General features: G+C 65.2%; 15 protein-coding genes. 14 read left to right on the top strand and 1 reads right to left on the bottom strand.

Going from position 1 to position 23671, the window contains the following annotated elements; translation table 11 throughout:
• From ACYQ3S_RS04510 to ACYQ3S_RS04445, 14 genes are all read left to right on the top strand, one after another.
• On the top strand, positions 1 to 2058 hold the full coding sequence (locus tag ACYQ3S_RS04510) for a baseplate J/gp47 family protein (protein WP_459687525.1): 2058 nt from the start codon (positions 1 to 3) through the stop codon (positions 2056 to 2058).
• Between the two features lie 29 nt (positions 2059 to 2087).
• Positions 2088 to 3185, top strand: coding sequence for a hypothetical protein (locus ACYQ3S_RS04505; protein WP_459687524.1), 1098 nt, complete (start codon positions 2088 to 2090; stop codon positions 3183 to 3185).
• Positions 3182 to 4963: an immunoglobulin domain-containing family protein gene (locus ACYQ3S_RS04500; RefSeq protein ID WP_459687523.1), complete on the top strand. Its 1782-nt coding sequence runs from the start codon at positions 3182 to 3184 to the stop codon at positions 4961 to 4963. The genes ACYQ3S_RS04505 and ACYQ3S_RS04500 overlap by 4 nt, the downstream gene beginning before the upstream one ends.
• A gap of 28 nt (positions 4964 to 4991) precedes the next feature.
• Entirely contained in the window at positions 4992 to 5720 is a 729-nt protein-coding gene (locus ACYQ3S_RS04495) for a hypothetical protein (RefSeq protein WP_459687522.1), read from the top strand.
• A gap of 4 nt (positions 5721 to 5724) precedes the next feature.
• Positions 5725 to 8310: a HAMP domain-containing protein gene (locus ACYQ3S_RS04490; protein WP_459687521.1), complete on the top strand. Its 2586-nt coding sequence runs from the start codon at positions 5725 to 5727 to the stop codon at positions 8308 to 8310.
• A 15-nt stretch (positions 8311 to 8325) separates the two neighbouring features.
• Positions 8326 to 8742, top strand: a complete 417-nt coding sequence (locus tag ACYQ3S_RS04485) for a hypothetical protein (protein WP_459687520.1) — start codon at positions 8326 to 8328, stop codon at positions 8740 to 8742.
• Positions 8743 to 8789: 47 nt separating this feature from the next.
• Entirely contained in the window at positions 8790 to 11120 is a 2331-nt protein-coding gene (locus ACYQ3S_RS04480) for an MORN repeat-containing protein (protein WP_459687519.1), read from the top strand.
• A 20-nt stretch (positions 11121 to 11140) separates the two neighbouring features.
• Positions 11141 to 12457: a DUF4255 domain-containing protein gene (locus ACYQ3S_RS04475; RefSeq protein ID WP_459687518.1), complete on the top strand. Its 1317-nt coding sequence runs from the start codon at positions 11141 to 11143 to the stop codon at positions 12455 to 12457.
• Between the two features lie 11 nt (positions 12458 to 12468).
• Positions 12469 to 12846, top strand: coding sequence for a DUF4280 domain-containing protein (locus tag ACYQ3S_RS04470; RefSeq protein WP_459687517.1), 378 nt, complete (start codon positions 12469 to 12471; stop codon positions 12844 to 12846).
• 14 nt (positions 12847 to 12860) lie between these two features.
• A complete protein-coding gene (locus ACYQ3S_RS04465; protein ID WP_459687516.1) occupies positions 12861 to 15044 on the top strand; it encodes an ATP-binding protein in 2184 nt (727 codons plus the stop codon).
• Entirely contained in the window at positions 15041 to 16531 is a 1491-nt protein-coding gene (locus tag ACYQ3S_RS04460; protein ID WP_459687515.1) for a PP2C family protein-serine/threonine phosphatase, read from the top strand. The genes ACYQ3S_RS04465 and ACYQ3S_RS04460 overlap by 4 nt, the downstream gene beginning before the upstream one ends.
• Before the next feature lie 378 nt (positions 16532 to 16909).
• A complete protein-coding gene (locus tag ACYQ3S_RS04455) occupies positions 16910 to 18016 on the top strand; it encodes an HD domain-containing phosphohydrolase (RefSeq protein ID WP_459687514.1) in 1107 nt (368 codons plus the stop codon).
• Positions 18017 to 18032: 16 nt separating this feature from the next.
• The gene (locus tag ACYQ3S_RS04450) at positions 18033 to 18386 is read left to right on the top strand and encodes an Hpt domain-containing protein (RefSeq protein WP_459687513.1); all 354 of its coding nucleotides are present in this window, start codon (positions 18033 to 18035) and stop codon (positions 18384 to 18386) included.
• Positions 18387 to 18415: 29 nt separating this feature from the next.
• Complete coding sequence (locus ACYQ3S_RS04445; RefSeq protein ID WP_459687512.1) at positions 18416 to 20986, top strand: response regulator; 2571 nt, start codon at positions 18416 to 18418, stop codon at positions 20984 to 20986.
• Between the two features lie 94 nt (positions 20987 to 21080).
• Here ACYQ3S_RS04445 and ACYQ3S_RS04440 read toward each other — a convergent pair whose 3' ends face one another.
• Positions 21081 to 23603 (bottom strand): ATP-binding protein, encoded by a 2523-nt coding sequence (locus tag ACYQ3S_RS04440; RefSeq protein ID WP_459687511.1) that lies wholly within the window; start codon positions 23601 to 23603, stop codon positions 21081 to 21083.
• Positions 23604 to 23671 lie beyond the last annotated feature (68 nt).

The following is a 23671-nucleotide window of genomic DNA, read 5'->3' as shown; positions in this document are numbered from 1 at the left end:
GTGCTGATCCCGCGCAAGCTGGACGACCAGCGCTTTGAGGATATCATGCACGAGGCGGTCGGCCGCCTGCCGTGGCTGTGTCCACAGTGGACCGACCACAACGCGCACGACCCGGGCATCACGCTTTTGGAGCTGATGGCCTGGTATAAGGAGATGCAGCAATACCAGATGGACCAGCTCACGCCCTCCCTGCGGCGGGGGCTGCTGGCGCTGGCAGGGGTGCGTCCCGCGCCGCCGCAGCCCGCGGTCTGCGCGCTGGAGGCGGCGGACACGCAGGCGCGGCCCGCACTCAGCCGCCTGACCAGCCGGCAGGAGGTGTGCTTTGAGCTGCTCGAGCCGGTTACGGCGCGCCGCACGGCGCTCGAGCGCGCACAGATCGAGCAGGAGGGGCGCGCTACGGACGTGGCCGATCTGCTGTCCGGCAGCATGGAGCTGCGGCCCTTTCTGTTCAGCGGGCAGAGCGGCAGCGCGCTGCGGCTGGGCTTTTCCGGCGAGACGGGCGGGACGCTGCGGCTGTGGTTCGACGTAACGCCGCCGCAGGGTGCGGCCCGCAACTCGTTCGACGCGGGGCAGGACCCGCCGCGGGACATCGCGTGGACCTTTGAGGGGGCGGCGCAGGTGCGGCCGCTCTCCGATGAAACCTATGCGTTCAGCCGGAGCGGTTATGTGCGCCTGGCCGCGCCCGCGGACTGGCCCGCGGATGCGGACGGCCTGCGCTGGCTGCGGCTGACGCTCATTCGCGCGGGCTGCGAGGAGCAGCCGCGCCTGTGCGGCGTGTCCGACCGCCGGTATCAGGCGGCGCAGCAGCAGACCCGCGCCCGCAGCCACTGGTTCACCGTGGAAGCGGGGGCGGGGCAGCGGGTCGCGCTGGAGGACGCGCTCGCGCGCACGGCGGAGCTGGCCGTGTTCCTGCGCACGGCGCAGGGGCTGACCCAGCTCGAGCAGTATCAGGAGGAGGACGGGGCGCAGGGGCGCACCCTGCTGCTTGATGCGCAGGCCGCGGCCATGGATGGGGCGGCCAACGTGTTGGTGGTCTGCCTGGATCCGGTTCGGGTACACGATCTGCTGTTCGATACCGTGGGCCGGCCGGGGGAGGAACTGTACCTGAACCTGGACGGCCAGACCGTGCTGCCGCAGCGCTTTGGCCTGCTGTGCCAGACGCTCGAGCCGGACGGCGCGGTCCGTCCCGCGGTGTGGCACTGTGTGGACGACCTGTATGCCTGCGGCCCGCGCGATCGGGCGTTCACCTACGATCCGGTGCGGGAGACGGTTTCTTTCGGCAACGGGCGATACGGCGCGATGGTCGTGCCGGGCAAGGGGGCGGTGCTGGTGATGGACCTGACGGTCTCCCAGTGCGGCATGGGCAATATACCGGCGAACGCGGGTTTGTATTTCGAGGACGGCGGCCAGCCGGCCGGCAACACCGCCGCCTGCGGCGGGCGGGACGGGGAATCTGTGGCCGAGGCGGGGCAGCGGCTGCTGCGGCAGCTTTGCCATACCGAAAAATGCCTGTCCGCCGCCGATTATGAGGAGCAGGCGCGGCGCACGCCCGGCCTGCGCGTCGCGGCGGCCAGGGCGCTGCCGGATTATGACCCGCAGGCGCCCGTGGGTGCGCGCGGGCGCGCGATGGTGACGGTGGTCGTGATTCCGGCCTCCGAGGAGAAACGCCCTGCGCCGGACGCGCGTTTTCTGGCGGCAGTGAACCGCCGGCTGGAGCAGCGCCGGACGATTGGCGTGCGCACGCAGGCGATCGGCCCGCGGTATGTGGACGTGGATATCGCCGTGCAGCTGCGCACCAACGGCACGCTGGACCGCCGTGCGGTGGAGGACGCGCTGGAAGCGCGGCTGTCGGCCGCGCGCGCGGATATCGGCGCGCCGGTGCGGCGGAGCGACATGCTGGCGCTGGTGCAGAAGCTGCCCGGCGTGCTGGAGGTACAGCGGCTGGAACTGCGCGGCGCGGGGCCGGACGCGTATCAGACCGCGGCGGGCGATATCCGCGTACCGCCGGACGGGGTCGCCGTGCTGCGGCGCGCGGAGGTGGAGATCGGCCGCATATAGCCGCCGGTCTTCTGTAAAGGAGGGAAAACGTGAGCGCCATCAAGGATCTTATGACATTATGCTGCCGCGAGCAGTGGCAGAATGGGCTGTTCCACCATGTGGCGTGCGAGGGCGACGCGCTGGTGCTGCCGCCTCCGCACCACGCGGGCGCGTTCTGCCTGCCGCCCGTGGACAGCGGGGAGAAGGGCTTTGCCTGGAGCCGGCTGATCGTGGATGCCGTGCTGCCGCAGGACTGCGGGCTGCGCATCTACACCCACTGCGCGGACGCGCCGGACTGGGCCGCGTGGGAGGAACTGCAGGCCGCTTTTGCCGCGCCCGGGGAGGACGATCCCCTGCCGCTGCTGCGGCGCTGCTACGGCGCGCCCGAGCCGCCCGGCACGGACTGCTGGCTTTCCGGCGCCGGCCGCTACCTGTGGATCGCCTTCGAGCTGACGGCGACCGGCGCGTGTGCGCCCTCCGTCACGGCGCTGCACCTGCGCATGGGCGGCGACCATATGATCGACTACCTGCCGTCGATCTATCGGGGGAACGACTTCACCCAGCGTTACCTTTCCATTTACAACAGCATGTTTCAGGATATGGAGGACGCGGTGGAGGCCCTGCCCCGGCAGCTCGACGCTGCGGGCGCTTCGGATGCGATGCTGGGCTGCCTGGCGCAGTGGGTGTGCGTGGAGCCGGGGGAAAAGGACGTGCGCGCACGCATCCGTACCGCGCTGGACGACTATGAAGCCCTGTACACCGTGGCGGGCGTGCGGCGCAGCGTACACCGCCTGACCGGACGGGAGCCGCTCATCATCGAGCATTTCATGGTGGACCCCAATCGGGCGGAGTGCCGCAACCCCGCGCTGTACCGCAGGCTGTACGGCGACGACCCCTACCGCTTTTTTGTCCTGCTGGACGAGGACGCCTTTGCCAGCCGCGACCGGATGGAATGGTTTCTGGCGCGGATGCAGGAACTGATCCCAGCGGGGATGTCGCTCGAACTGGTGCTGCTCAAGCAGTGCGTGCAGCTTGACTGGCACACCTACCTGGGCATCAACTCGCGCGTGGGCAGCTATGTCCCCGCGGTGATAGACGAAAACGTCACGATTCATTATGATACAACGATCGGAGGAGCCACAACATGAGCAATGCTGATTTTTTCCCCATGGAACGCAACCGGTATTTTTACGGAAAGCTGTTGACCGTGCGCGATTTTGAGATCGAGCAGCGCTACAACCGCAGCAAAACCCAGCTGTTCAACCGGCTGCGCTTCGGCGCGGGCGTGGTGTGCGGCCTTGGCGTGGCAGCGAGCGACGATACGACCCTGCTGATTGAGAGCGGCATGGCGCTGGATTATCAGGGCCGCATGATTGTGCTCGAAGAGCCCATGCTGCGCAAGCTGCAGATGATCGAGGGGCAGGAGACGCTCCTCGGGCAGAGCACCGGCTACCTCTGCATGGCCTATGACGAGACCGATATCGAGCCGGTCAACGCAGTGGGCGCAGATACAGGCGAGAGCCGGCAGTTCAATATGACGCGCGAGGGCTGCCGCGTGTACCTGACCGCCCAGCCGCCCGCCTACCAGGGGCTGCTGGAAGCCGCCGGCCGCGAAAATGTGACCGTGCTGTACGCCTCGAACGAACTGACGCTCGTGCTGAGCGTGCCGTCCAACGTGTGCGGCGGGCAGGAGTTCGAGGTGCAGATGCTGGTGGTCAAGAATGAAAAAACGCCGCCCGTCCATTTCCGGCTGGACGGCGAGAGCGCGTTCGTCGAAAGCGAGAACGGCCGCGTGTGCATGGAATTCAGCGAAAGTCCGGAGGAAAAGCGCCGCGTGTATACGGCGGCTTTCACACTCCGCGCCCGTCAGCTCCGCGATGTGGACAGCAAGCTGTTCCCCTCCGGCGGCGAGCTCGATCTCGAGCTGGGCAGCCACCGGTATAAGAACTACATCGAGGTCGAGGCCGGCGTACACCTGTGCAGCGACCAGGCGGACCTGGACGCGCGCGTGCGCACGGCGGACAATCTGGACCGCCGCCTGCTCGGCCGCGACATCCCGATCTACCTGGCAAAGCTCGAGCTGATCAACTCCGCAGGCGGCGTGTTCCTGAGCGGCGTGACCGACCTGCCGTTCGGGCAGGCGCTCGGCCGTCAGGCCGGACAGACCGGCGGGGGCGGCGGGCCGCAGGCGGTCACGACCTCGGTGCGCAGCCTGGAATACTGGCAGAAGCCGGATGTGAAGGCGGTCTATCAGGCGGCGACCGGCGCGCTGCATTTTGACTTCGGCATCCCCTCTCCGGAGCAGTACGACTACTCGGTCGCGCACGGCACGGTGGACCTGACCCTGCCGGGCGGCATCCGCGTCAACAGCCGCGTGTATTCGGACGAGATCGCGCACGGGCTGGGACCGGGCGCGGTGGATATTCGCCTGAGCGTGGAATTTGAGGACAAGGCGAGCGGTGGCGAGACCGCCCTGCTGTACGGCAGCAGCGAGGTGTTCAAGGGCAAGAATGCGCCGGCCGCGCCGCCCTGGGCGGAGGCCGCGGCGCTGGTCTATCCGGAGCGCGGCACCATGCGCATCGGCCTGTGGCTGCACGACAGCGTGGACGGCAACCGCCTGACCGTGCATTACTTCGCGCAGAAGCCCGAGCGGGACACCAGCCGCATCCTGGCGCAGCGCAAGGTGAGCATCAGCGTCACGCCGGAGTTTTCGCGCGTGAGCTGCCGCGGTACGCTGCGCTTTGAGGCCGATGTGGTCGGCAGCGAGGATAAGAGCGTGCGCTGGCAGGTGCGCGAGGAAAACGGCGGCGCGATCGACCGCAACGGCATCTACCAGGCGCCCGAGCTGGCGGGTACCTATGAGATTGTCGCCACCGCGGGCGTGGACGAGAGCGTGACGGCGAGCGCGTTCGTCATCGTGGAATAAAGCAGGATAACGGGAAAGGAGGGCGCGCATGGAAACGGTGATGGTGCGCGGGCGGTATAAGATCGTCCGCGTGTTGGAGGCGGGAGACGATTATGCCTTTGCGGAGGCCGTGGATATCACGGAGCGCGAAACCCCTGTGCGCCTGCTCAATATCTATGAGGGGGCGTGGCTGCCCATCTATGCGCGGATCTTCTCCGAGATAAAGGACTGTCCGGCCTTCTGCGAGGCTTTTCTGGCGGAGGAGAGTCTCGCCGCGGTATTCCGGCCCTGCGGCGGCGTGCCGATCGATCGAGTGTTTTACCGCGGCGCGGAGTGGTCCTGGCGCGACCGGCTGGCCTTTGCCGAGCAGCTTCTTCACCAGGCGCTGCTGCTGGCGGACCTGCCGCCGGCGGTCGGCTGTGCGGCGCTGCTGTCAGATAACGTACGGGTGGACGCGGGGGAAAAACGCATTGCCCTGCGCTTTCGCATCCGCCCGATGGAGGAGATGAACGCGCGCGAGCTGGCGCTGCTGGCCTCCGACCACGCGCGCAAGATACTGGCGCCCCGCTTCCGGCAGGGGGACGCGGAGCGCGCGTTCTGCCGCCGGCTGGAACGGGGGGAGTTCCTGTCCATCGTTCCGCTGTATGCGGGCTGGCATCGGGCGGTGGAGGAAATTACGGCGGAATACGAGGCGCTCGACCAAAAAAATGCGTTCAAGCGCTGGTTTGCGTTCCTGTGGAAAAACATAAAGAGGTCGTTCAGACGAAACCGGAGGTAAGGCTGTGGGTGCGGCACGAAACAAGATATCATTCATCATCATCGGCATATTGGCCGCGTTTGTGCTGGCGCTGTTCTTCCAGCCGCTCGCGGCGGACTGTCTATCTGTGCTGGTCAACGGCTGGGGGACCGAACGGTATCTGGCCGCGTCGGCAGGGGAAGAATCGGCCGCGGCGGTCAGCCGGATGGACGACGCTTTCCGCCTGACGACCGGCACGCTGGACGGACGGCGCACGGGCGAGCGGACCGTACGGCTGCCGGTTTCAGCGGCGGACTGCACGGTCGCGGGCCTGTATCCGGCGGCGGACGGGGCGGTGTGGCTCGGCGTATATGAGCGGGCGGACAGCGCAGCGCAGAACCTGTCCGTTTACCGCATCCCGACGGACGGGGAAGCGGAGCGCCTGCTCGTGTATCCCTGCACGGGCGCGGCGACAGGGCAGGGTACGTTCCTGTCCGGCTTCAGCGAGCAGGACGGTGCGGTGCAGTTTGCGCTGGTGGATGACGGCATGGCGCAGATATACCGCTGCGGCGGCGCGGGAAGCGGCCTGCAACAAGGCGGGCTTCTGCCCGCCCACGGCGCGTCCGCGGCTGCGGTGCTGGCGGACGGGACGGCCGCGCTCGGCGGCGCGGGGTGGCTCGAGCTGGACGGGAAGAGCGTGGACTTTTCCCTGGACAACTGCATAGTGACATATTTGACACAGGTTGGCACGGGTCTTTTTTACATAGACGGCGCCAGCCTAAAGGTGTTTTATTGCGACCTCGCCGGAACGGCGTGTGCGGAGGTGTTCGACCTCGGGCGCAGCGCGGCGCTGGACGGGCTGAACAGCCTGTCCTTCGGCGGGGACGGCAGCGTGCTGCTGCTGCGGGACGGGCGCACGCTCGAACGGGTGACCGAGAGCCGCGTGGATTCGCTGAACGGCCTGCTGTACCGCTCGGACGCGGCCAGCATTGCGATACTGGCCGGTCTGCTGCTCGGCTGGCTGCTGGCAACGGCGCTGGTCTGGTACCTGCTGTGCGGCCGGCGGCACAGCTTCCTGCCGCTGGCGGTCGGCGCGGGCGGCGTACTGGCCGTGTGCGCGCTGGCGGCCGGCACGTTGGCTGGCGGCCTGCTGGTCGGGCCGATGGCGCGCGGCAATCTGGTGCGAGAGGTGGAAAGCGTGCTGGCAGGCGCCGCGGTGATAGCGGCGGACAGCGGCGCGCCGGACGAAGAACTGCCCGCGCAGATCGAGAACAGCCTGAGCGCTCTGTCCTCGGGTGATTATGCGGCGGTAACGGCCGCGGTATACGAACAGAGCGGGGACGGCTGGCTGGTGCGCGGCGGCGCGCTGCCGGCGGGGAGCAGGGCGGCGCTTTCGCCGGGCTTTTCCGAAGCGCTGGCGCGGCAGGCTGTGTCAAACGGCAGCGCCTTCTCGCAGGAGGGAGAGGTGTTCCGCCTCTGCCTGTATCGGGAGGGGAAAGCGATTTTCCTGACAGCGGCGGGCGGTGCGCTGGGCGCGCGGCTGGAGGAAAGCACAGCGCGCAGCATATCCGGCCTGTGGGCGGGCATCGCGCTGCTTTGGGCGGCGGCGGTGATCGTGCTGCTGCTGGTCGGCCGGGGGCTGGGCCGCGTCAGCCGCGCGATGGAGCGGCTGTCCGGCGGGGACACAGCCGCGCGGCTTTCGCTTTCCACCGGAGACGAGCTGGAAGGGCTGGCCGCGTCGTTCAACAGCATGGCGCGCGCCATGCAGCGGCAGGAGGACAATCTTGCGGGGGTGATCCGCGCCTATCTGCGGTTCGTACCCGAGCATGTGCTCGCCCTGTTGGGCAAGGACTCGGTTTTGGAGGTTGACAAGCGCACGTTCGCATCGCGGCGCATGTCCGCGATGCAGGTATGGTTCGAGTTCCCAGGACGGGTATACGACAACGCCACGCGCGCCCTGTTTGAAAGCATCAACGAGGTGATCGAGCGCACGGCCGCGATCGTGGCGCGCAAGGGCGGCACGGTGTTCAACTTTGCCTACAATGGCTATGACGTGGTGCTGGGCGGCGGCGAGGCTGACGCGGTCAGCACGGCGGTGGCCGTGCAGCAGGAGGTGCTCTCGCTCAACGAACAGCGCGCGATCGACGGCCTGCCGACGGTCACGCTGCGCATTGCGCTGGACGTGGGCGAGGTGATGATCGGCGTCGTCGGCGACGAGAACCAGATGGAGCCGGCCACGATTTCCGCCAGCTTTACCACCGCGCGCCACCTGATCGGTCTGGCAGGGCGGCTGGACGCGGGCATCCTGTGTACGGAAAACGTGATCGCCGGTGCGGCGGGCTATGGCAGCCGCTATATGGGAAAAAGCCGCCAGGGGGATGGGCTGCTCCGTGTTTACGAGATATTCGACGGCGACCCGTACGGCGTGCGCCGCGGCAAGGAGACGACCGGCCGGCAGTTCTCGCAGGGCGTGTTCGCGCTATACAGCCATGATTTTGCCGCCGCCAAGCGCATCTTCCTCGAGTTGGTACACGACCACCCGAGCGACGGCGGGGCGCGCTATTACCTCTACCTGGCCGACCGGCTGGCCGGCCGTCCGGAGCAGGAGGTCAGCCTGGAATATGAAATATGACGGGAGGGCTGCACGATGGGCTTGACACAGCTTGACATCATCCGCAAACAGATCGAATCCACGGTCAAAAACCGCGCCGCGGGCGAGGCGGCAAAGCTGCGCCGCAAGACCAGCCTGATCGGTGAGATCAGCCGTCTGGCCGGCAGGGCCAACAGCACGATCGACGGAGCGGGGCGCGATGCCGCGCGCCGTCGCGCGGGCAGGCAGCCGGAGGAACTGGAGGACGACGCGGCATGGGAGGCGCCGGACGAGGGCGCGCCGCCGTACACCTGCGCGGACGGCTACGTCCGCCGCTCGCCGGAGCAGACGCTTTACACCCCGCCGGATTACCGGCGCAGGCTGCTCCGGCGGGCGGCAGGGCTTGCGGCGGCGGTGGTGCTGGCGCTGGCCGCGCTGTGGGTGCTGGTCCATTATTCGGTTTTGAGCATCTGAGAGAGTATGACGTGTAACAGGGGTACACGCCTGAGGAGGAACACATTTTGCTGAGCCATTTGCTGACACAACTGCTGCGGTCCTTCGGGATCTTTTTCCGCACGATCCGTGCGTTTTTCACCCGCCGTCTGGTGGGGCTGTGGGCGCGTCTCAAACGGCTCACCAATTTTTCGCGGCAGGCGACCAAGGTGGCGGCGGACTCGCTGCAGTCTGCCGCCGCGATCGCCAAAAAGCCGACCTCGCGCGGCGATTATGTGGAGACCGGACGGCTGTTCATCTCCAAAAAATTTCTGCTCACGCTGGCGGTCGGCGTGATCGTGCTGGCGCTGCTGGCGTATTTCGTGGCGTGGCCGTTCCTGCTGAGCCATTTCTTCACCGCGCATTTTTATGTGGAGGACCGCCGCATCGAAAGCTGGACCGGCCGTGTGGTCGTCTATTCGGATGCGGAGAAAACCCTCCCCCTGTACGAGGGACGGCTGGAGGACGGTCTGCTGCAGGGCCAGGGCAAGGAATACGACGAGGCGGGGCTGCTCCTTTACGAGGGCGCGTTCGCAGACGGCCGCCGCGAGGGCAAAGGCACGGCCTATGAGGCGGGGCTTCTGCTGTACGAGGGCGAGTTTTCCGCCGGGCGCTACGAGGGAGAAGGGACGCTGTATCAGGGCGGCGTGCTGCTGTACGAGGGAGGCTTTGCCGGCGGCGTGCAGTCCGGCGAGGGTACGGCGTATTACGCAAACGGCGGCGTGCAGTATAAGGGCGCGTTTGCGGACGGCCTGTATGAGGGCCAGGGGACGGCATACGACGAGCAGGGCGTCAAGCGATACGAGGGCGGCTTCGCGCAGGGACTGTACAGCGGCGAAGGCAGCCTGTATCCGGCGGAAAACGAGCGTATCGACGCAGTATTTGCGGACGGCGCGCCCGACGGCTCGATCCAGTGGTACAAGGCGGGACGGCTGTATTATGACGGCGAGGCGGACGGCACGGTCCCCATGGGCTTCGGCACCCTGTACACTCAGAGCGGCAAGACCGCCTATGTCGGCCAGATGGCGAACGGCACCGTGGACGGCGCCTGGCTGGTGACGCTGACCGCGGAGGAGTTCCGCGAGGCGCTCGGCGAGAGCAGCACGGCCGACTACGACAAGGTAAACGGCGGCTTTGTCATCAGCTCGCCCGTCATCGGCCTGTCCGCGCTGTGCAGCTACCAGACCGCGGACAGCGAGCCGGCAGTGCATACGGTCTACCTGTCCGCGCCGCGCGAATCCCGCTTTGCCCTGCTGCCGGGGCAGGCGAACGTGACGCTGGACGGCTGGCCGTCTCCCGCGGTAAGCACGCGGCAGTACAGCAAGACCGACGGCGTGAACCTGTCCGCGGGCTCGTATGCCAGCGAGATCTATGCGCTGGACGGCTGCAACGCCGAAGTGCTGCGCAAAAACGACCAGGCCGTGCTGGTACGCTGGGCGCTGACCACCGCCCTGCCGGCCGCGTCGGATGCGGACGCTGCGGCGGAAGCGGAGGCCGCGGCCAAGGAGCAGGCACAGCTCGAGGCGTTCCTGGCGTCGCTCGACCGGATGAACGGCACCGGCGCGGTGCAGCAGAGCGCGGAAAACCCGTATTACGGCCAGGCGGACGTGAGCGGCGCGTTTTCCGGCTGCGCCACCGCGTCGGACGCGGCGCGCGCGGTTGAGGCGATGCTGGACTATTGGGAGAACGCGGAGCAGCGCGCCGCGCTCGAGGGCAGTCTGACGCGCACGCAGGAGCTGCTGCGCGACGCGCAGAACGCGCAGGCGAGCGGCACGGGCAGCGCGGACGCGGTATCCGCGCTGCAGAGCCGCCAGACTGAACTGAACGGTCAGATCAGCGCCTGCACTACCGAAATGGCCAAGGCCGCGATGGAAGCGGCCGCCGTGGGCGGCGGCGACCCCGCGCTGTACGACCTGAGCGGGCTGTCCGTGCTGTTCGACCCGACGACGCTGCAGGTCAACGATCTGGCGCTGGTGGCGGCTGCTTATGTGCAGGCCGGCGGTGATGCGGACAGTGGCGACAGTGCGGCGGACGACGCGCGCACACTGGCGCTCAAAACGGCGCTGGCCGATCTTGCGGCGGCGTACAGCGGTGTAAGCAGCGCGCGGTCCGCCTATGAGCAGGCCGCGTCCGCGGCATCGGACGCGGCGGGCGCCTATGCGATGGGTACGGGCAGCAAGACGGACTGGTACGACGCGCTCTCCGCGCGCGCGGACAGCCAGACCGCGCTCTATCAGGCGGTCGGCGCGTTCACCCGTCAGGTCAATACGCTCAACGAGCTGACCGGCGGCTGGGTATCGCGCACGCAGGGCTGGCTGGCGGAGGCGCTGCTGCCGCTGTACGATACATCCGCACAATAACGGAAAGGAAGTGAACGGGCTTGGCTGATTATACTGCCATCGTCGAGGCAGGCAACGCCGTGGTGGAACTGCTGCGCGACAGCCTGACTCCCGAGCCGCTGGGCAACCGAGAGCTGATCGCGCTGTGCTCTCCGCATGAGAGCGAGAACAACCAGCTTACGCTGTACCTGTATCATATCGAGGAAGAAAACCAGAACATGACGAGCGGCTATTACCAGATGGACCAGAACACCCAGCGCCGCACGGCGGCGCAGTATACCCTGCGCTATCTGGTGACCGCCCATTCCAAAGCGCCGGCGCAGCTCCGGCAGGCCGACCAGCACCGCATCATCGGCGCGGCGATCCAGACCCTGCGGGACAATCCGGTCGTGCCGCAGCGGTACCTGGCCGGCTCGCTCGCGGAGGAGCGCGCGCAGCTCCATCTGGCGGTGGAAAAGGTGCCGCTCGAGCAGCTGCTCAAGATCTGGAACAATACCTCCAAGGAATACAAGCTGTCCTTCGTGCTCATGGTCACCGGCGTGACGATTGCCTCCCGCCGGCAGCGCCGCATCACGCGCGTCACCGATTTCGAGGTCGCGATCGATCCGGAGACGCACGAGGGCCAGGTGCAGCGCCGCGTGAGCGCGGTGCTGCGGCTGCGGGACGGGTTTTTGGGTACGCCGGTCGAAACCAGCGGCGCGCTGTTCCGCGTGGACGGCGCGCCCAGCCAGCCGCAGGCAAAGCCGGGCGGTTATCGGGTCTGGACCGGCCTGCCGGCCGGTCGGCATACCCTGTCGGTCAGCCTGCGCGGCTTCCAGACCGAGGAGCTGGTCATGGATATCCAGCCGGATGCGGTATGGGAAGGCAGCGCCGACCTCAAGCCCGGACTGGGCTATCCCTTTGGCAAGGACGCGGCCACGGTGCGCCTGACCGTCACGCGCGGCGGGAGGCCGCTGGCGGACCAGCCGGTCTGGCTGGCGGCGGCCGAGCCTGCGCCGCTCAAACTGGCGCAGGATAAGGCGGAGCAGGGCGCGCAGACGCTGCGCCTGTTCAGCCGGGGCGCGGCGGACGCGCTGCCCGTGCCGGGCGTGTTCCTGCTTGAGGAGAAAGAGTCGCCCGAGCTGGTCCACCTGCAGGCGGTCGAGGGGGAGGAGGGCCGTCTGGCCGCGCCGCTGGCGCACGCGCACACGCGCGGCAGGGCGCTCCTGCCTGCGCAGCAGTACCGCACGGACGGTCAGGGCCGCATCAGCGTGATGCTGCGCGAGGCGGTGCGGCTGGCCGTGTTCTGCGGCGGCAGCATACAGTATGCCGAGCCTGTCACGAACGGGGAGCAGGCGGTCACACTGCGGTTTGAATAAGGAGAAAGAGTATGGCAAATCCAGTTGTCAACACAGCGGTATGCACCTGTTCGTTCGGCACCGTGCCGATGGTGCTGCCGGTCACTTCCCAGCAGACGGTCACGATGGGCGGCATGCCCGCGGCGACCATTATGGACAACAAATGCACGACCTTCGGCATGTGCGCCTGTCCGGCCAATCCGGCGGTCGCGGCGGCGACCGCCGCCGCGCTGGGCGTGCTGACGCCCAGCGCCTGCATACCGGTAACGGTCGCGCCGTGGACGCCCGGCGCGCCGACCGTCACGGTTTGCGGCAAGCCGCTGCTCAATAACACGAGCAAGCTGATGTGCCAGTACGGCGGCGTGATTCAGGTGACGATGACGCCGGCGGTAACGGTCAAAACACCGTAAAAGGAGGGGACGCGATGCGGGCGGAGGAGATCCGGCCGGTCGACCTGACGACCGGCGCGGGGTATGACAGCCAATGGACGCTGATGCGCGACCTGTTCGTGTGGCTCGACCTGCGGCTGTACTATTTTTACGCGCACCATCAATGGCTCGGCCCGGCGAGCGAGATGAAAAACATGCTCGGGCTGGTGGTGACGCGCGAGGAGTTCGAGCACCAGCTTGCCCGATCCGCCCAGATGGGGCTGGAGGAGGAGCTGGAGCCGGAGGAGAGCGCGCAGCTCGGGGAGGCGCAGGCGGCGATCGCCCTGCGGCTGGGGCGCACGGGCGGGGCGGATATCCCGCTGCTCCGTCTGTTCGAGCGCTGCGGTCTGGATGCGTTCGAGCAGAACTGCGTGATATTGGCGTACGCGGCTGTGCTCGACCGCAAATATGAAAAGCTGCTCGCCTACCTGCAGGACGATATGACCCGCAAAAGCCCGGGCGCTGCGCTGGCAGTGCAGCTTTTCCTGCCCAAGGGCGGCGATATGGAGCAGTATCTGGCGCGGTTCGCCCGGCCGGGGCGGTTTTCCCGCCTGTTCGAGCCGGACGCGCTGGCGCGGGGCGAACTTGTGCTGCAGCCGCTGACGCTGGAATACCTTTCCGGTGGGGCGATCGCGGACCGGCAGGGCTTGACGGTCTTTGACGGGGCGGCGCGCCGTCCGGACGGCCCGCTCATCGTGCAGGGGGAGGCCGCGCGGCGGCTGGACCGCATGATGGAGGAGCGCCTGCCCTGCGTACTCTGCCTGTCCGGCGGGGCGGGCAGCGGCAAGCGGTTCCAGATCGAGCACCTGCTGGCGCGGCACCGGCAGCGCGGCGTGTTTGCTGATCTGGAAGGGGAGGACTGGCGCGCACGCGCCGGGGAGGCCGCGCTCGCGGCCTGCCTGCTGGACGCCTACCTGTGCTTTTACCATCTGGATCGGGAAAACGAGGCGGGCGACCGGACCGCCGCACCGCAGCAGTTAGTGGACGCGCTCTGCGCCATGGAAACCGGCAGGGACCGCCTGTTCCTGCTGTCGCGCCTGCCGGTGCGGGCGCGGGTGCAGCGGCTGACCGTCGATCTGGAGCTGCCGCCGCTGACCGAGAGCGAGCGCCTCGAGCTATTCCGCACCCACCTGCGGGACAGCCGCCTGGCGCCCGACGTGACCGCCGAGGAGCTGGCGGCCAAGTTCCATTTCTCCCCGCAGCAGATCCGGCAGGCCTGCCGCCAGGCGGCGGGGATGGCGGCGCTGGACGGGCAGGAAATGCTGGACGGCGCGCGGCTGCATGCCGCCTGTTACCGGCAGGTGGTGCATAAGCTGGGCGATCTGGCGCACCGTGTGCCGGCGGCGTACACCTGGGACGACGTGGTGCTGCCCGCCGCGCAGAAGCGGTTGATGCAGCAGGCCTGCGGGCATATCCGCTACCGCTACCGCGTGTATCATCAGTGGGGCTTTGAAAAAAAGGTCGCCTATGGACGCGGCCTGTCCATCCTGTTTGCGGGCGCGCCCGGCACGGGCAAGACCATGTGCGCGCAGATCATCGCGCGCCAGCTCAACATGGAGATGTACAAGATCAACATTTCGCAGATCGTCAGCAAATACATCGGCGAGACCGAGAAAAACCTGCAGGCGGTGTTCGCCGAGGCGAAGAACTCCAACTGTATCCTGTTTTTTGACGAATGCGACGCGCTGTTCGGCAAGCGCAGCGAGGTGAAGGACTCGCACGACCGCAACGCCAACGTCGAGGTCGCGTACCTGCTGCAGCAGATCGAGGAGTACGACGGGGTGTGCATCCTGGCGACCAACCTGATCGGCAACATCGACGAGGCGTTCATGCGCCGCATCACCTATGTGGTGCATTTCCCCTTTCCGGACCGCCGCATGCGCGAGGATATCTACCGGCGCATGCGGCCGGCCGCGGCCCCGCTGGCCGGGGATATCGACTGGGGCTTTCTGGCGGAGAAGTTCGAGCTGTCCGGCGGGCATATCAAGAATATCGTGCTGTCGGCCGCGTTCATGGCGGCGGGCGAGGACAACCCGATCGGCATGCGGCACCTGCTGCGCGCCGCGGTGGGCGAAATGAAGAAAAACGACATCGTCGTCGTGCGGGAGGAGCTGCGCGAGTATGCCGACCTGCTGACAGACGAGGGGGAACAGGCCCGTAACGGAGAGGATGCAAGATGAACAAGCAACAACGCAACATACTGGCCGGCGTGCTGGCGGCGACCGCCGTGGATATCCTGCTGCTGGCGGCGGTGCGGCCGTCCGCAGGGCTGGCCGCGGCCTGTGTCGGAATGGCGGCCGCGGGCGCCGCGCTGGCGGCGTGGGCGCTGCGCCAGCTGCGGGACGGGTCTGACGACGGTCTGGACGACCTGCGCGAAGCGGTCGAACGCTGCGCCGCGGACGAGGAGGACGCGCTTCCGCCCGACCTGACCGGACGCGGCGGCGCGGTCGGCGCGCTGGCGCAGGCCATCCAGCGCCTGGCCGAGCGGGAGGATGACCGGCTGGAACAGGCCTGCCGTTCGGCCGCACAGGAGGCCGAGGAACGCGCGCGCCGCAGCATGGCGGAGGAGATCTGCGCGTCTGCACTGCCGCAGGTGCTGCCCGATATCCCCAGCCGCGCGCACTTTGAGGTGAACGGCCTGATCGAGCAGGGCATGGGGCGGGACTGCCGCTTTTACGACTATTTCTTCATCGATCCCGGCCTGCTGTGCATCGTGCTGGGGCAGACGCCGGGCGGCGGCGTGGCGGAAGCGCTGTTCATGGTCATCGCGCAGACGACCATCCGCAGCCGCCTGCGGCAGGGGCGCTCGCTGGAGGAGACGATGGCGGATGTGAACACCCAGCTGTACGACCTGGGCAGCCAGTTCAGCCTGAACGCGCTGGTGGCCACGCTCAGCACGGCGGACGGGCGCTTTACCTATGTCAACGCGGGGCAGCAGCAGCCGCTGCTCATGCGCAACGAGGACCGCTATGAGTGGCTGGAGGCGCCGGTCTATGCGCCGCTGGGCATGAATGAGAACGTATCCTACCGCTCGCAGGAGCTGCGCTTCAAGCAGGGCGACCGCATCTTCCTGCACACAGCGGGGCTGCCCGACCTGCCCGACCGGACGGGCGAGGCCTACGGCGGGCAGCGCCTGCGCGCCGACCTCAACACCAGCCGCAGCAAAAATCTGGACGGCGGCGGGCTGCTGCGCTTTGTGGCCGATCACGCGCTGGCGCACTGTGGAAGCGGACGGGACAACGGCGGCTTTGCCCTGCTTACCCTGCTGTTCTGCAAGGGCGATAAGGAACTGGCGCATTGCGACGTACCCGCACGGCCGGAGTATGCCGGCGAGGTGACCGCGTTCCTCAAAAAGCAGTTCGAGGACAACGGCATCGACAAGCGGCACTACGCGCGTGAAGCGGTCGTGGTGGACGAGGTGTTCGCGCTCTGCTGCCGCAGGGCGGAGCCGGACAGCCATGTGATGGTAGAGTGCGGCGTGGCGCCGGATGCGCAGATGGTCAATATCCGCGTAACGGCGGTGCTGGGCGGCGTGGACCCGATGGAGTCCGCGGACGCGGAACCGGCGGAAAACGCGGTCAGCTTCATCCGAGACAACGCGGATTACATCACCTTCAAACCGGGGGAGGAGCGGGACACGATCACCATTGTGTGTTTCCTAAGCTGAACCGATATGGCGTGCGGAGTCCCACGGCTTGAAGCCTTCCTATGGTGTGAAAGCACCGTCCGACAAGAGAGTCGGACGGTGCTTTTGCATGTGAGATAATAGGCGGGAGGGAAAGCGGCGGCAACGCGCGGTATGGATTACGTCCGCGACCCGCAGGACGACATTCTGAGCCGTAACGCCGCATCCGGCGCCGATATGCTGCCCATGCGGGCGGCCCTACTTGAAATTTACCGGACGGTAATGGTATAATAAAAATAACTTTACAACGCTAAATTTTCCAGCATCCTGTGCGGTACGCCTCGCTTCCCCCAACAGAGCGGGCGGCCGACTGTAAGGCTCCATCCTGCGCTGGATGTCTGGAACAGGAGGAAACGCGACATGGAACGTATCAATCAGCCGCCTGCGTGCGCACCTGATATGAATACCATTCTGATTATTGATGACGACGAAATCAACCGCGGGATACTGCAGCATTTGTTCGCCCCCTATTATGCCATCGAGGAGGCGGACAACGGCTGCTCCGGACTGCAGGCCATCCTGCGGGGGCGCGGCCATTTGTGCGCGGTGCTGCTGGATGTGGTCATGCCGGATATCAGCGGGCTGGAGGTCCTGCGGCGGCTGAAAGAGGAGGATGCGGCCCTGCTGGAAACGCTCCCCGTGTTCCTCATTACAGCCGAGCCGGACGCCTCCATGAAAGCCGCCTACGAGATGGGGGTCATGGATGTCATCAGCAAGCCGGTGGTTCCCTATATGGTGCTGCGTCGGGTGAACTCGGTGGTAGAGCTGTTCCAGGCAAGACGGCGGCTGCAAAGCCGTGTGGAGGAGCAGGACACCGAGCTGCTGGAAAAGAACCGGCAGCTATTGGAACTGAATCAGGGTATGGTCGAGTCGCTGGCTACCGCCATCGAGTTCCGCAGCGAGGAATCCGGCGGACACGTCCAGCGCATCCACGATATTACCGCTATCCTGCTGTCCCACACGGACTTCTGCCCCGGCCTGACGCCGGATGATATCGAGATGATCTCCGTGGCGGCTATTATGCACGACGTGGGCAAAATCGCCATTCCTGACTCCATCCTGAGCAAGCCCGGGAAGCTGACCGCGGAGGAGTTTGAGATCATGAAGACTCACACCACGCGAGGCGGGGAACTGCTGGAACGCATCCCCCAGCTCAGACGCCACAAGTCCTATCCCTACGCTTATGACATCGCCCGCCACCACCATGAGCGGTGGGACGGCAGGGGCTATCCGGACGGCCTCAAGGGAGACGAGATCACCCCCTGGGCGCAGGCAGTGGCCATTGCGGATGTGTATGACGCGCTGAGCTGCAAGCGGGTCTACAAAGATGCGTTCCCTCGGGAGCAGGTGCTGGAAATGATCCGCACCGGACAATGCGGGACGTTCAACCCCCGTTTGCTGGACTGCTTTTTCCAGGTCGAGCCACGGCTGGCGGAGCTGTACCGCGGGTTGGCGGGGCAGAAATAAGAGAGGAGAACAGAAGATGCAGGAAGAGATAAAAACCTGTCTGCGGGAAGCGGGCGTGGACGTGGAGGGCGCGCTCGAACGTCTGATGGGCAGCGAGGCGCTGCTGGAACGGTTTTTGAAGAAATTTCCGGCCGATCCCAATTACGCCGGACTGGTGTCGGCTGTGGAGCGCGGCGACCATGAGGCGGCGCTGACCGCAGCGCATACCCTCAAGGGGATGTGCGGGAACCTGTCCATGACCGCCCTGTTCGACCTGTTGACCCGTCAGGTGGCCCTGTTTCGGGCGGAGGACTGGGCGGGCGCGGCCGGCCTGATGCCGGAGATTTCCGCCGCTTATGCGCGCGTGACCGGCGCGATCGGACAGCTCTGAGAATACGCTGGGGAAAAAGGGGTGATTCTATGGAGAGAAAAAAACTCATCCGGTTCCTCTGGATTTCTTTCAGCGGGCTTATCGCCCTGTGCGTGCTGGTGTTCATCGGCGTCACGGCGGCTGTGATCGGGCAGGGTACCGAAACCATGAACAAGGTCGCCACCTCCTACATGGAAGGCATGTCCATTCAGATACAAAACCACTTCGACACGCTGGTAGAAAAGCGCATGGCGCAGGTGCGGGGGATCACGCAGGTGGTGGACCCCCAGACCGTGGAAACGCTGGACGAGACTGTGATCGGGGAACTGACGGCGGCGGGCGAGCTGCGGGAATTCACCCACCTGTTCCTGTATGACACCGAGGGCAACGCCGTGACGATCTACGGCGAGCCGGTGGAGGTGGAGAATCAGGAGCATTTCCTCACCGCCATGAACAACGGCGAGACCCTGGTGACCGTGGGTACCGAGGCGGACGGGTCCATGATGCTGCTCTACGGGCTGTCGGTGGGCTATCCGGATACGGTAGGCTATCCCCTGCCCAGCGGCGGACGGTGTACCGCCCTGGTGGTGGGCCTGCCGCTGGAAAAGCTCAGCGACGCGCTCTCCCTGGGGGCGGACGCCACCATGATCGTTACTCATGTGATCCGTCCGGATGGGTCTTTTGTCATCAACAGCTTAGATACCCCTGCCGAGAGCATCTTCGACTGGCTGCTGCTGAACGGGGAGGAATCCGGCGACTGGGAAATCGAGACGCAGGTTGAGCGGATGCGCCAAGCGATGACGGCGCGGGAATCTTACAGCCTGGCGACTGAGATAAAAGGGGAGATCCGCCATTTTTATTGCGCCCCTATGGGCAACACCGAGTGGACGATGGTCTGCGTGATGCCCCACGGGTTCCTGGACGAGGCGCTGAACGAAATGACCGGCCGCAGCGTCGGCCTGGCCCTGATTAGCTGCTCTTTGCTGGTGGCGGCCACCATCGCGATTTTCTTTGCCTATATGCGCATCTCCCGCCGGCAGATGGCAGAGCTGGCCAAGGCGCGGGAGGACGCGCTCGAAGCCAGCCGTGCCAAGAGCGAGTTTTTGTCCAACATGAGCCACGATATCCGCACGCCCATGAACGCCATTATCGGCATGACGGCCATCGCCGCTGCCAATCCGGCGGACACGGGCAAGGTGCAGGACTGCCTGCGCAAGATCACTGTGTCCAGCCGGCACCTGCTGGGGCTGATCAACGATGTGCTGGATATGTCCAAGATCGAGAGCGGCCGTATGACCCTCAACCGCGACCTGGTTTCCCTGCGGGAGACGGTGGAGAGCCTGGTGAGTATCGTGCAGCCCCAGGTGAAGGCCAAAGGGCAGAGCTTTGATGTGTTTATTCAGGATATCCTGAGCGAAAATGTCTACACCGACAGCGTGCGGCTGGGGCAGGTGCTGATGAACCTGCTCTCCAACGCGCTCAAGTTTACCCCCGAGGGCGGCAGCATCACCGTGACCGTGTCCCAGGAGGCCTCGCCCAAGGGCGCGGAATATGTGCGCACCCATTTCTGCGTGCAGGATACCGGCATCGGTATGTCGGAGGAATTTCAGAAGAAAATTTTCCACTCTTTCGAGCGGGAGGACCGGACGCGTGTGCGGCGGACCGAGGGGACCGGTCTGGGCATGGCCATCACCAAGCATATCGTGGACGCTGCCGGCGGCAGCATCACGGTGGACAGCGCGCAGGGACGGGGTACCACGTTCTATGTGACCTTTGATATGGAGCGCGGCGCGGGGGACAGCGCGGAAATGCTCCTGCCCGACTGGAACGTCCTGGTGGTGGACGACGACGAGGCCCTGTGCCGCAGCGCTGCCGCCGCGCTGGAGGAGACCGGCGTACACGCCGAATGGGCGCTGGACGGCGCCGCGGCGGTGGAAATGGCGCAGCGCCGCCATGAAAAGCATCAGGACTATTACATCATCCTGCTGGACTGGAAGATGCCCAGCATGGACGGTATCCAAACCGCTCGGGAACTGCGCCGCCGCATCGGTGACGAGGTGCCGATCCTGTTGATTTCGGCTTACGACTGGAGCGATATCGAGGAGGAGGCGCGGGCTGCCGGCGTCAGCGGCTTTATCTCCAAGCCGCTGTTTAAGTCCACCCTGTATCTGGGACTTCAGCCGTTTGCGGACGCGGAGCAGGCGCCCGAGCCGGCTTTGGAGACCAAGGCCGACTTCACCGGCCGCCGCCTGCTGGTGGCTGAGGACAATGAGCTGAACTGGGAGATCGCCAACGAGCTGCTGTCCTCCGTTGGGTTTGCGCTGGATTGGGCGGAAAACGGCAGGCTTTGCGTGGAGCAGTTCCAGGCGCACGTCCCCGGCTACTATGACGCGATATTGATGGATCTGCGCATGCCGGTGATGAACGGTCTGGAAGCCGCAGAGGCCATCCGCGCCCTGGACCGCCCCGACGCTAAAAGCATCCCCATTATTGCCATGACGGCGGACGCTTTCGCGGAGGATGTCAGCAAATGCCTGGCGGTTGGTATGAACGGTCATGTGGCCAAGCCGCTGGATATACCCGAGCTGCTGCGGACGCTGCAAAAGCATTTCGCACAGTAAGTGGGGACGGCCTGGGTAGACTGATCTTTTGTGCATAATAAATTCCGGCAAAGAAGACGCAGCCGCGTCCTCTTTGCCGGAATTTTCTTCTTTTTTATGGTGTTGAAACGTCAGGCAGGAACTCCTCCAGGGTTTTATGGAGCAGGGTGAAATCAATGGGCTTGGGGATGTGGCCGTTCATGCCGGCGGCTGCGGTCTTGTCCATATCTTCTGTAAAAGCGTTCGCGGTGACAGCGATAATGGGGACGGTGGCGGCGTCCGGTTTATCCAAGGCGCGGATGGCGCGGGCCGCTTCGCAGCCGTCCATCACCGGCATCTGCATATCCATCAGGATCGCATCGATGGAGTAGGGCGCGGCCGCAGTGAAAATCTGCACGGCCTCCCGACCGTTCCACGCCTGCAGCACCTCAACGCCGTTCATGGAGAGCAGCTCCACGGCGATCTCCATATTCAGTTCGTTGTCCTCTGCGATCAGGATGCGCCTTCCGGACAGGTCCGCAGGCGTTTTGCCGTTTTCCTCCCTGGTTTCCGGCGGACTGAGCCGCACATTCGTCTCCAGGGGCAGCGTCACATAGAAGGACGTTCCCTTGCCCAGCTCGCTTTCCACATGGATCTCGCCGCTCATCTGCTGGACCAGGTTCTTGACGATGGCCATGCCCAAGCCCGTCCCCACGGTGGATTTGGCCGTGAAGTGGGTTTCGCGTGCATAGGGCTCGAAAATATGCTCCAGAAATTCCTGAGACATCCCGATACCGCTGTCAGAGACGGTGAAGAGGAACCTGCTGCGGTTCTGGTACTCCTGCTGCCGGACCTCCAAACGGATATCCGCTCCCGCGTCGCTGTACTTGAAGGCGTTGGAGAGCAGGTTGTTCATGATCTGGCCAAGCTTGAAAGAATCGCCCTTCACCGTATCATCGTGGAGCTCGGTCTGCACCGAAAAGTGCTTTTTCTGCTGCGCCGCCTGCACATGGAAATGGGCGGTCGTCTCGTCGATAAAGGCGCGCAGGCCGAAAGGCTTGTTGTCCAGCGAGGTCTGACCGGCCTCCATCTTGCTCATTTCCAGGATGTCGTTAATCAGGCTTAGCAGCTGCTTGGCGGAAAATTCGATCTTCTGCAGGTAGTCCTGGTGCCTGGCACAGTCCTCCGGCTCCTGCTGCGCCAGGGCGGCAAAGCCGATGATGGCGTTGAGCGGGGTGCGCATGTCGTGGGACATATTGCTGAAAAAGGTCGTCTGCGCCTTGGTGCTCTGCTTGGCGGTGGAAAGCGCGTCCTCCAGCAATGCGGTGTACTGAAGCTGCTGTTTCTTTTCGATATCCACATCTCGGAAGCACAGGATCACCTCATGGGGCGCCAGGTTTTTCTCGTAGATGGTACGGATATTGACCCACTTATAGGTGTCGTCAAACTTGCGCTTGTAGTCGCCGCCGTAATCCGGAATTTCCTGCAGCACCCGCTGGCGGATGCTGGGGATGGAGAAATTCTGTTCAAACTCCTGATAGGTTTCGCTGCGCACGAGCTGTTTGACGGTATCCAGCAGATGCGCATACTCCCCGTGGGTGGGGAGCGTGCCGATCAGATCGGGCGACATTTTGATCGCCGTATAGGTTTCCGCGTCAAAGTCCACCCGATAGATGGCGTAGAACGAGTCGCTGAGGATATGGATCGTGTTGCTGTCGGCCGATATCTTTTTCCGGTTCCTCAGATCGCGGAACACCAGAATGGTAAGGATGAGGAACAGCATGATGCTGATAGCGGCCAGAATGCCGACCAGCGGGCTGTCCGCGCCCATGAGGATATCCTCCAGCGGAACGGTGATGATGACCGACCAGCCATTGTTCATGACAGCGTAGTATACGCCGCGGTTCCGCCCCTCCGGACCGGTGATGGTCGCGTCATAGGCAAACAGCGAGCCGTTCTCCACACCGGCGGTCAGTTCTGCGAGATAGCGGGCAACCTCTTCCGAGCCGGCCTCCTTGTCCAGCCGGCTGTACAACAGCTCTCCCTTGGAATCCAAAATAATGAAATGATAGCTTTCGGGAACCGTGTCCTCGATATCCATGACGCTTTCGTTGGTCAGGTAGACATCCATAGCCAGCACGTCCCCTGTTCTTTCCAGGCTGCGGGAGATGGTGAAAACCGGACTGCCTGTGATCGCGTCTGTGTATACGTCGCTGAATACGATCCCGCCGCCGGCGGACAGCGCGCTGCGGTACCAGTCGGCAGAGCCGTAATCATATGTCGCATCCCCCTCCCAGGGGTAAGCCGCAATGATCTCCCCGCCGATCACGGCGTAAGGGTCCACGATATAGCTTCCGAACAGTTCTTCCAGCTTGTCGCTGTAGCTCCGCAGCCATGCCTGCAGTGCGCCGTTCCCTGCGTCTTCCCGACACAGCTCGTCCATATATTTGCCCGCCATATCCAGTGCCTTGAGGTAATCGTCCAGCCGCAGCTCGGTTTCAGCGCCATAGCTTTGCGCCAGGGACATGCCCATCTCCTGTGTGTTGTGCATCAGCTTGTCCCGAACCAGGGAAACACTGATAAACATCAAAAGCGCGATCAGGAGCAAAAGGACAAAGCTCAAAACCGTGTTAATGGAAAATCGAAGCGGCCGTTTCATAATGGACGATATCCCCCTGTTGCTTGGATACTGCGTGAAACAAAGCGTTTCTCCGCTGATAGCTCTGT

Source organism: Agathobaculum sp. TL06 (assembly GCF_054658635.1).
The sequence above is the reverse complement of the archived record's forward strand: the minus strand, read 5'-3'. Positions and strand labels throughout refer to the sequence as shown.

Bases quoted from the DNA above. Each gene is read 5' to 3' on its own strand.
- ACYQ3S_RS04500 (WP_459687523.1), top strand. From the start codon at position 3,182: ATGAGCAATGCTGATTTTTTCCCCATGGAACGCAACCGGTATTTTTAC.
- ACYQ3S_RS04495 (WP_459687522.1), top strand. From the start codon at position 4,992: ATGGAAACGGTGATGGTGCGCGGGCGGTATAAGATCGTCCGCGTGTTG.
- ACYQ3S_RS04485 (WP_459687520.1), top strand. From the start codon at position 8,326: ATGGGCTTGACACAGCTTGACATCATCCGCAAACAGATCGAATCCACG.
- ACYQ3S_RS04470 (WP_459687517.1), top strand. From the start codon at position 12,469: ATGGCAAATCCAGTTGTCAACACAGCGGTATGCACCTGTTCGTTCGGC.
- ACYQ3S_RS04465 (WP_459687516.1), top strand. From the start codon at position 12,861: ATGCGGGCGGAGGAGATCCGGCCGGTCGACCTGACGACCGGCGCGGGG.
- ACYQ3S_RS04460 (WP_459687515.1), top strand. From the start codon at position 15,041: ATGAACAAGCAACAACGCAACATACTGGCCGGCGTGCTGGCGGCGACC.
- ACYQ3S_RS04455 (WP_459687514.1), top strand. From the start codon at position 16,910: ATGGAACGTATCAATCAGCCGCCTGCGTGCGCACCTGATATGAATACC.
- ACYQ3S_RS04450 (WP_459687513.1), top strand. From the start codon at position 18,033: ATGCAGGAAGAGATAAAAACCTGTCTGCGGGAAGCGGGCGTGGACGTG.
- ACYQ3S_RS04445 (WP_459687512.1), top strand. From the start codon at position 18,416: ATGGAGAGAAAAAAACTCATCCGGTTCCTCTGGATTTCTTTCAGCGGG.
- ACYQ3S_RS04440 (WP_459687511.1), bottom strand. From the start codon at position 23,603: ATGAAACGGCCGCTTCGATTTTCCATTAACACGGTTTTGAGCTTTGTC.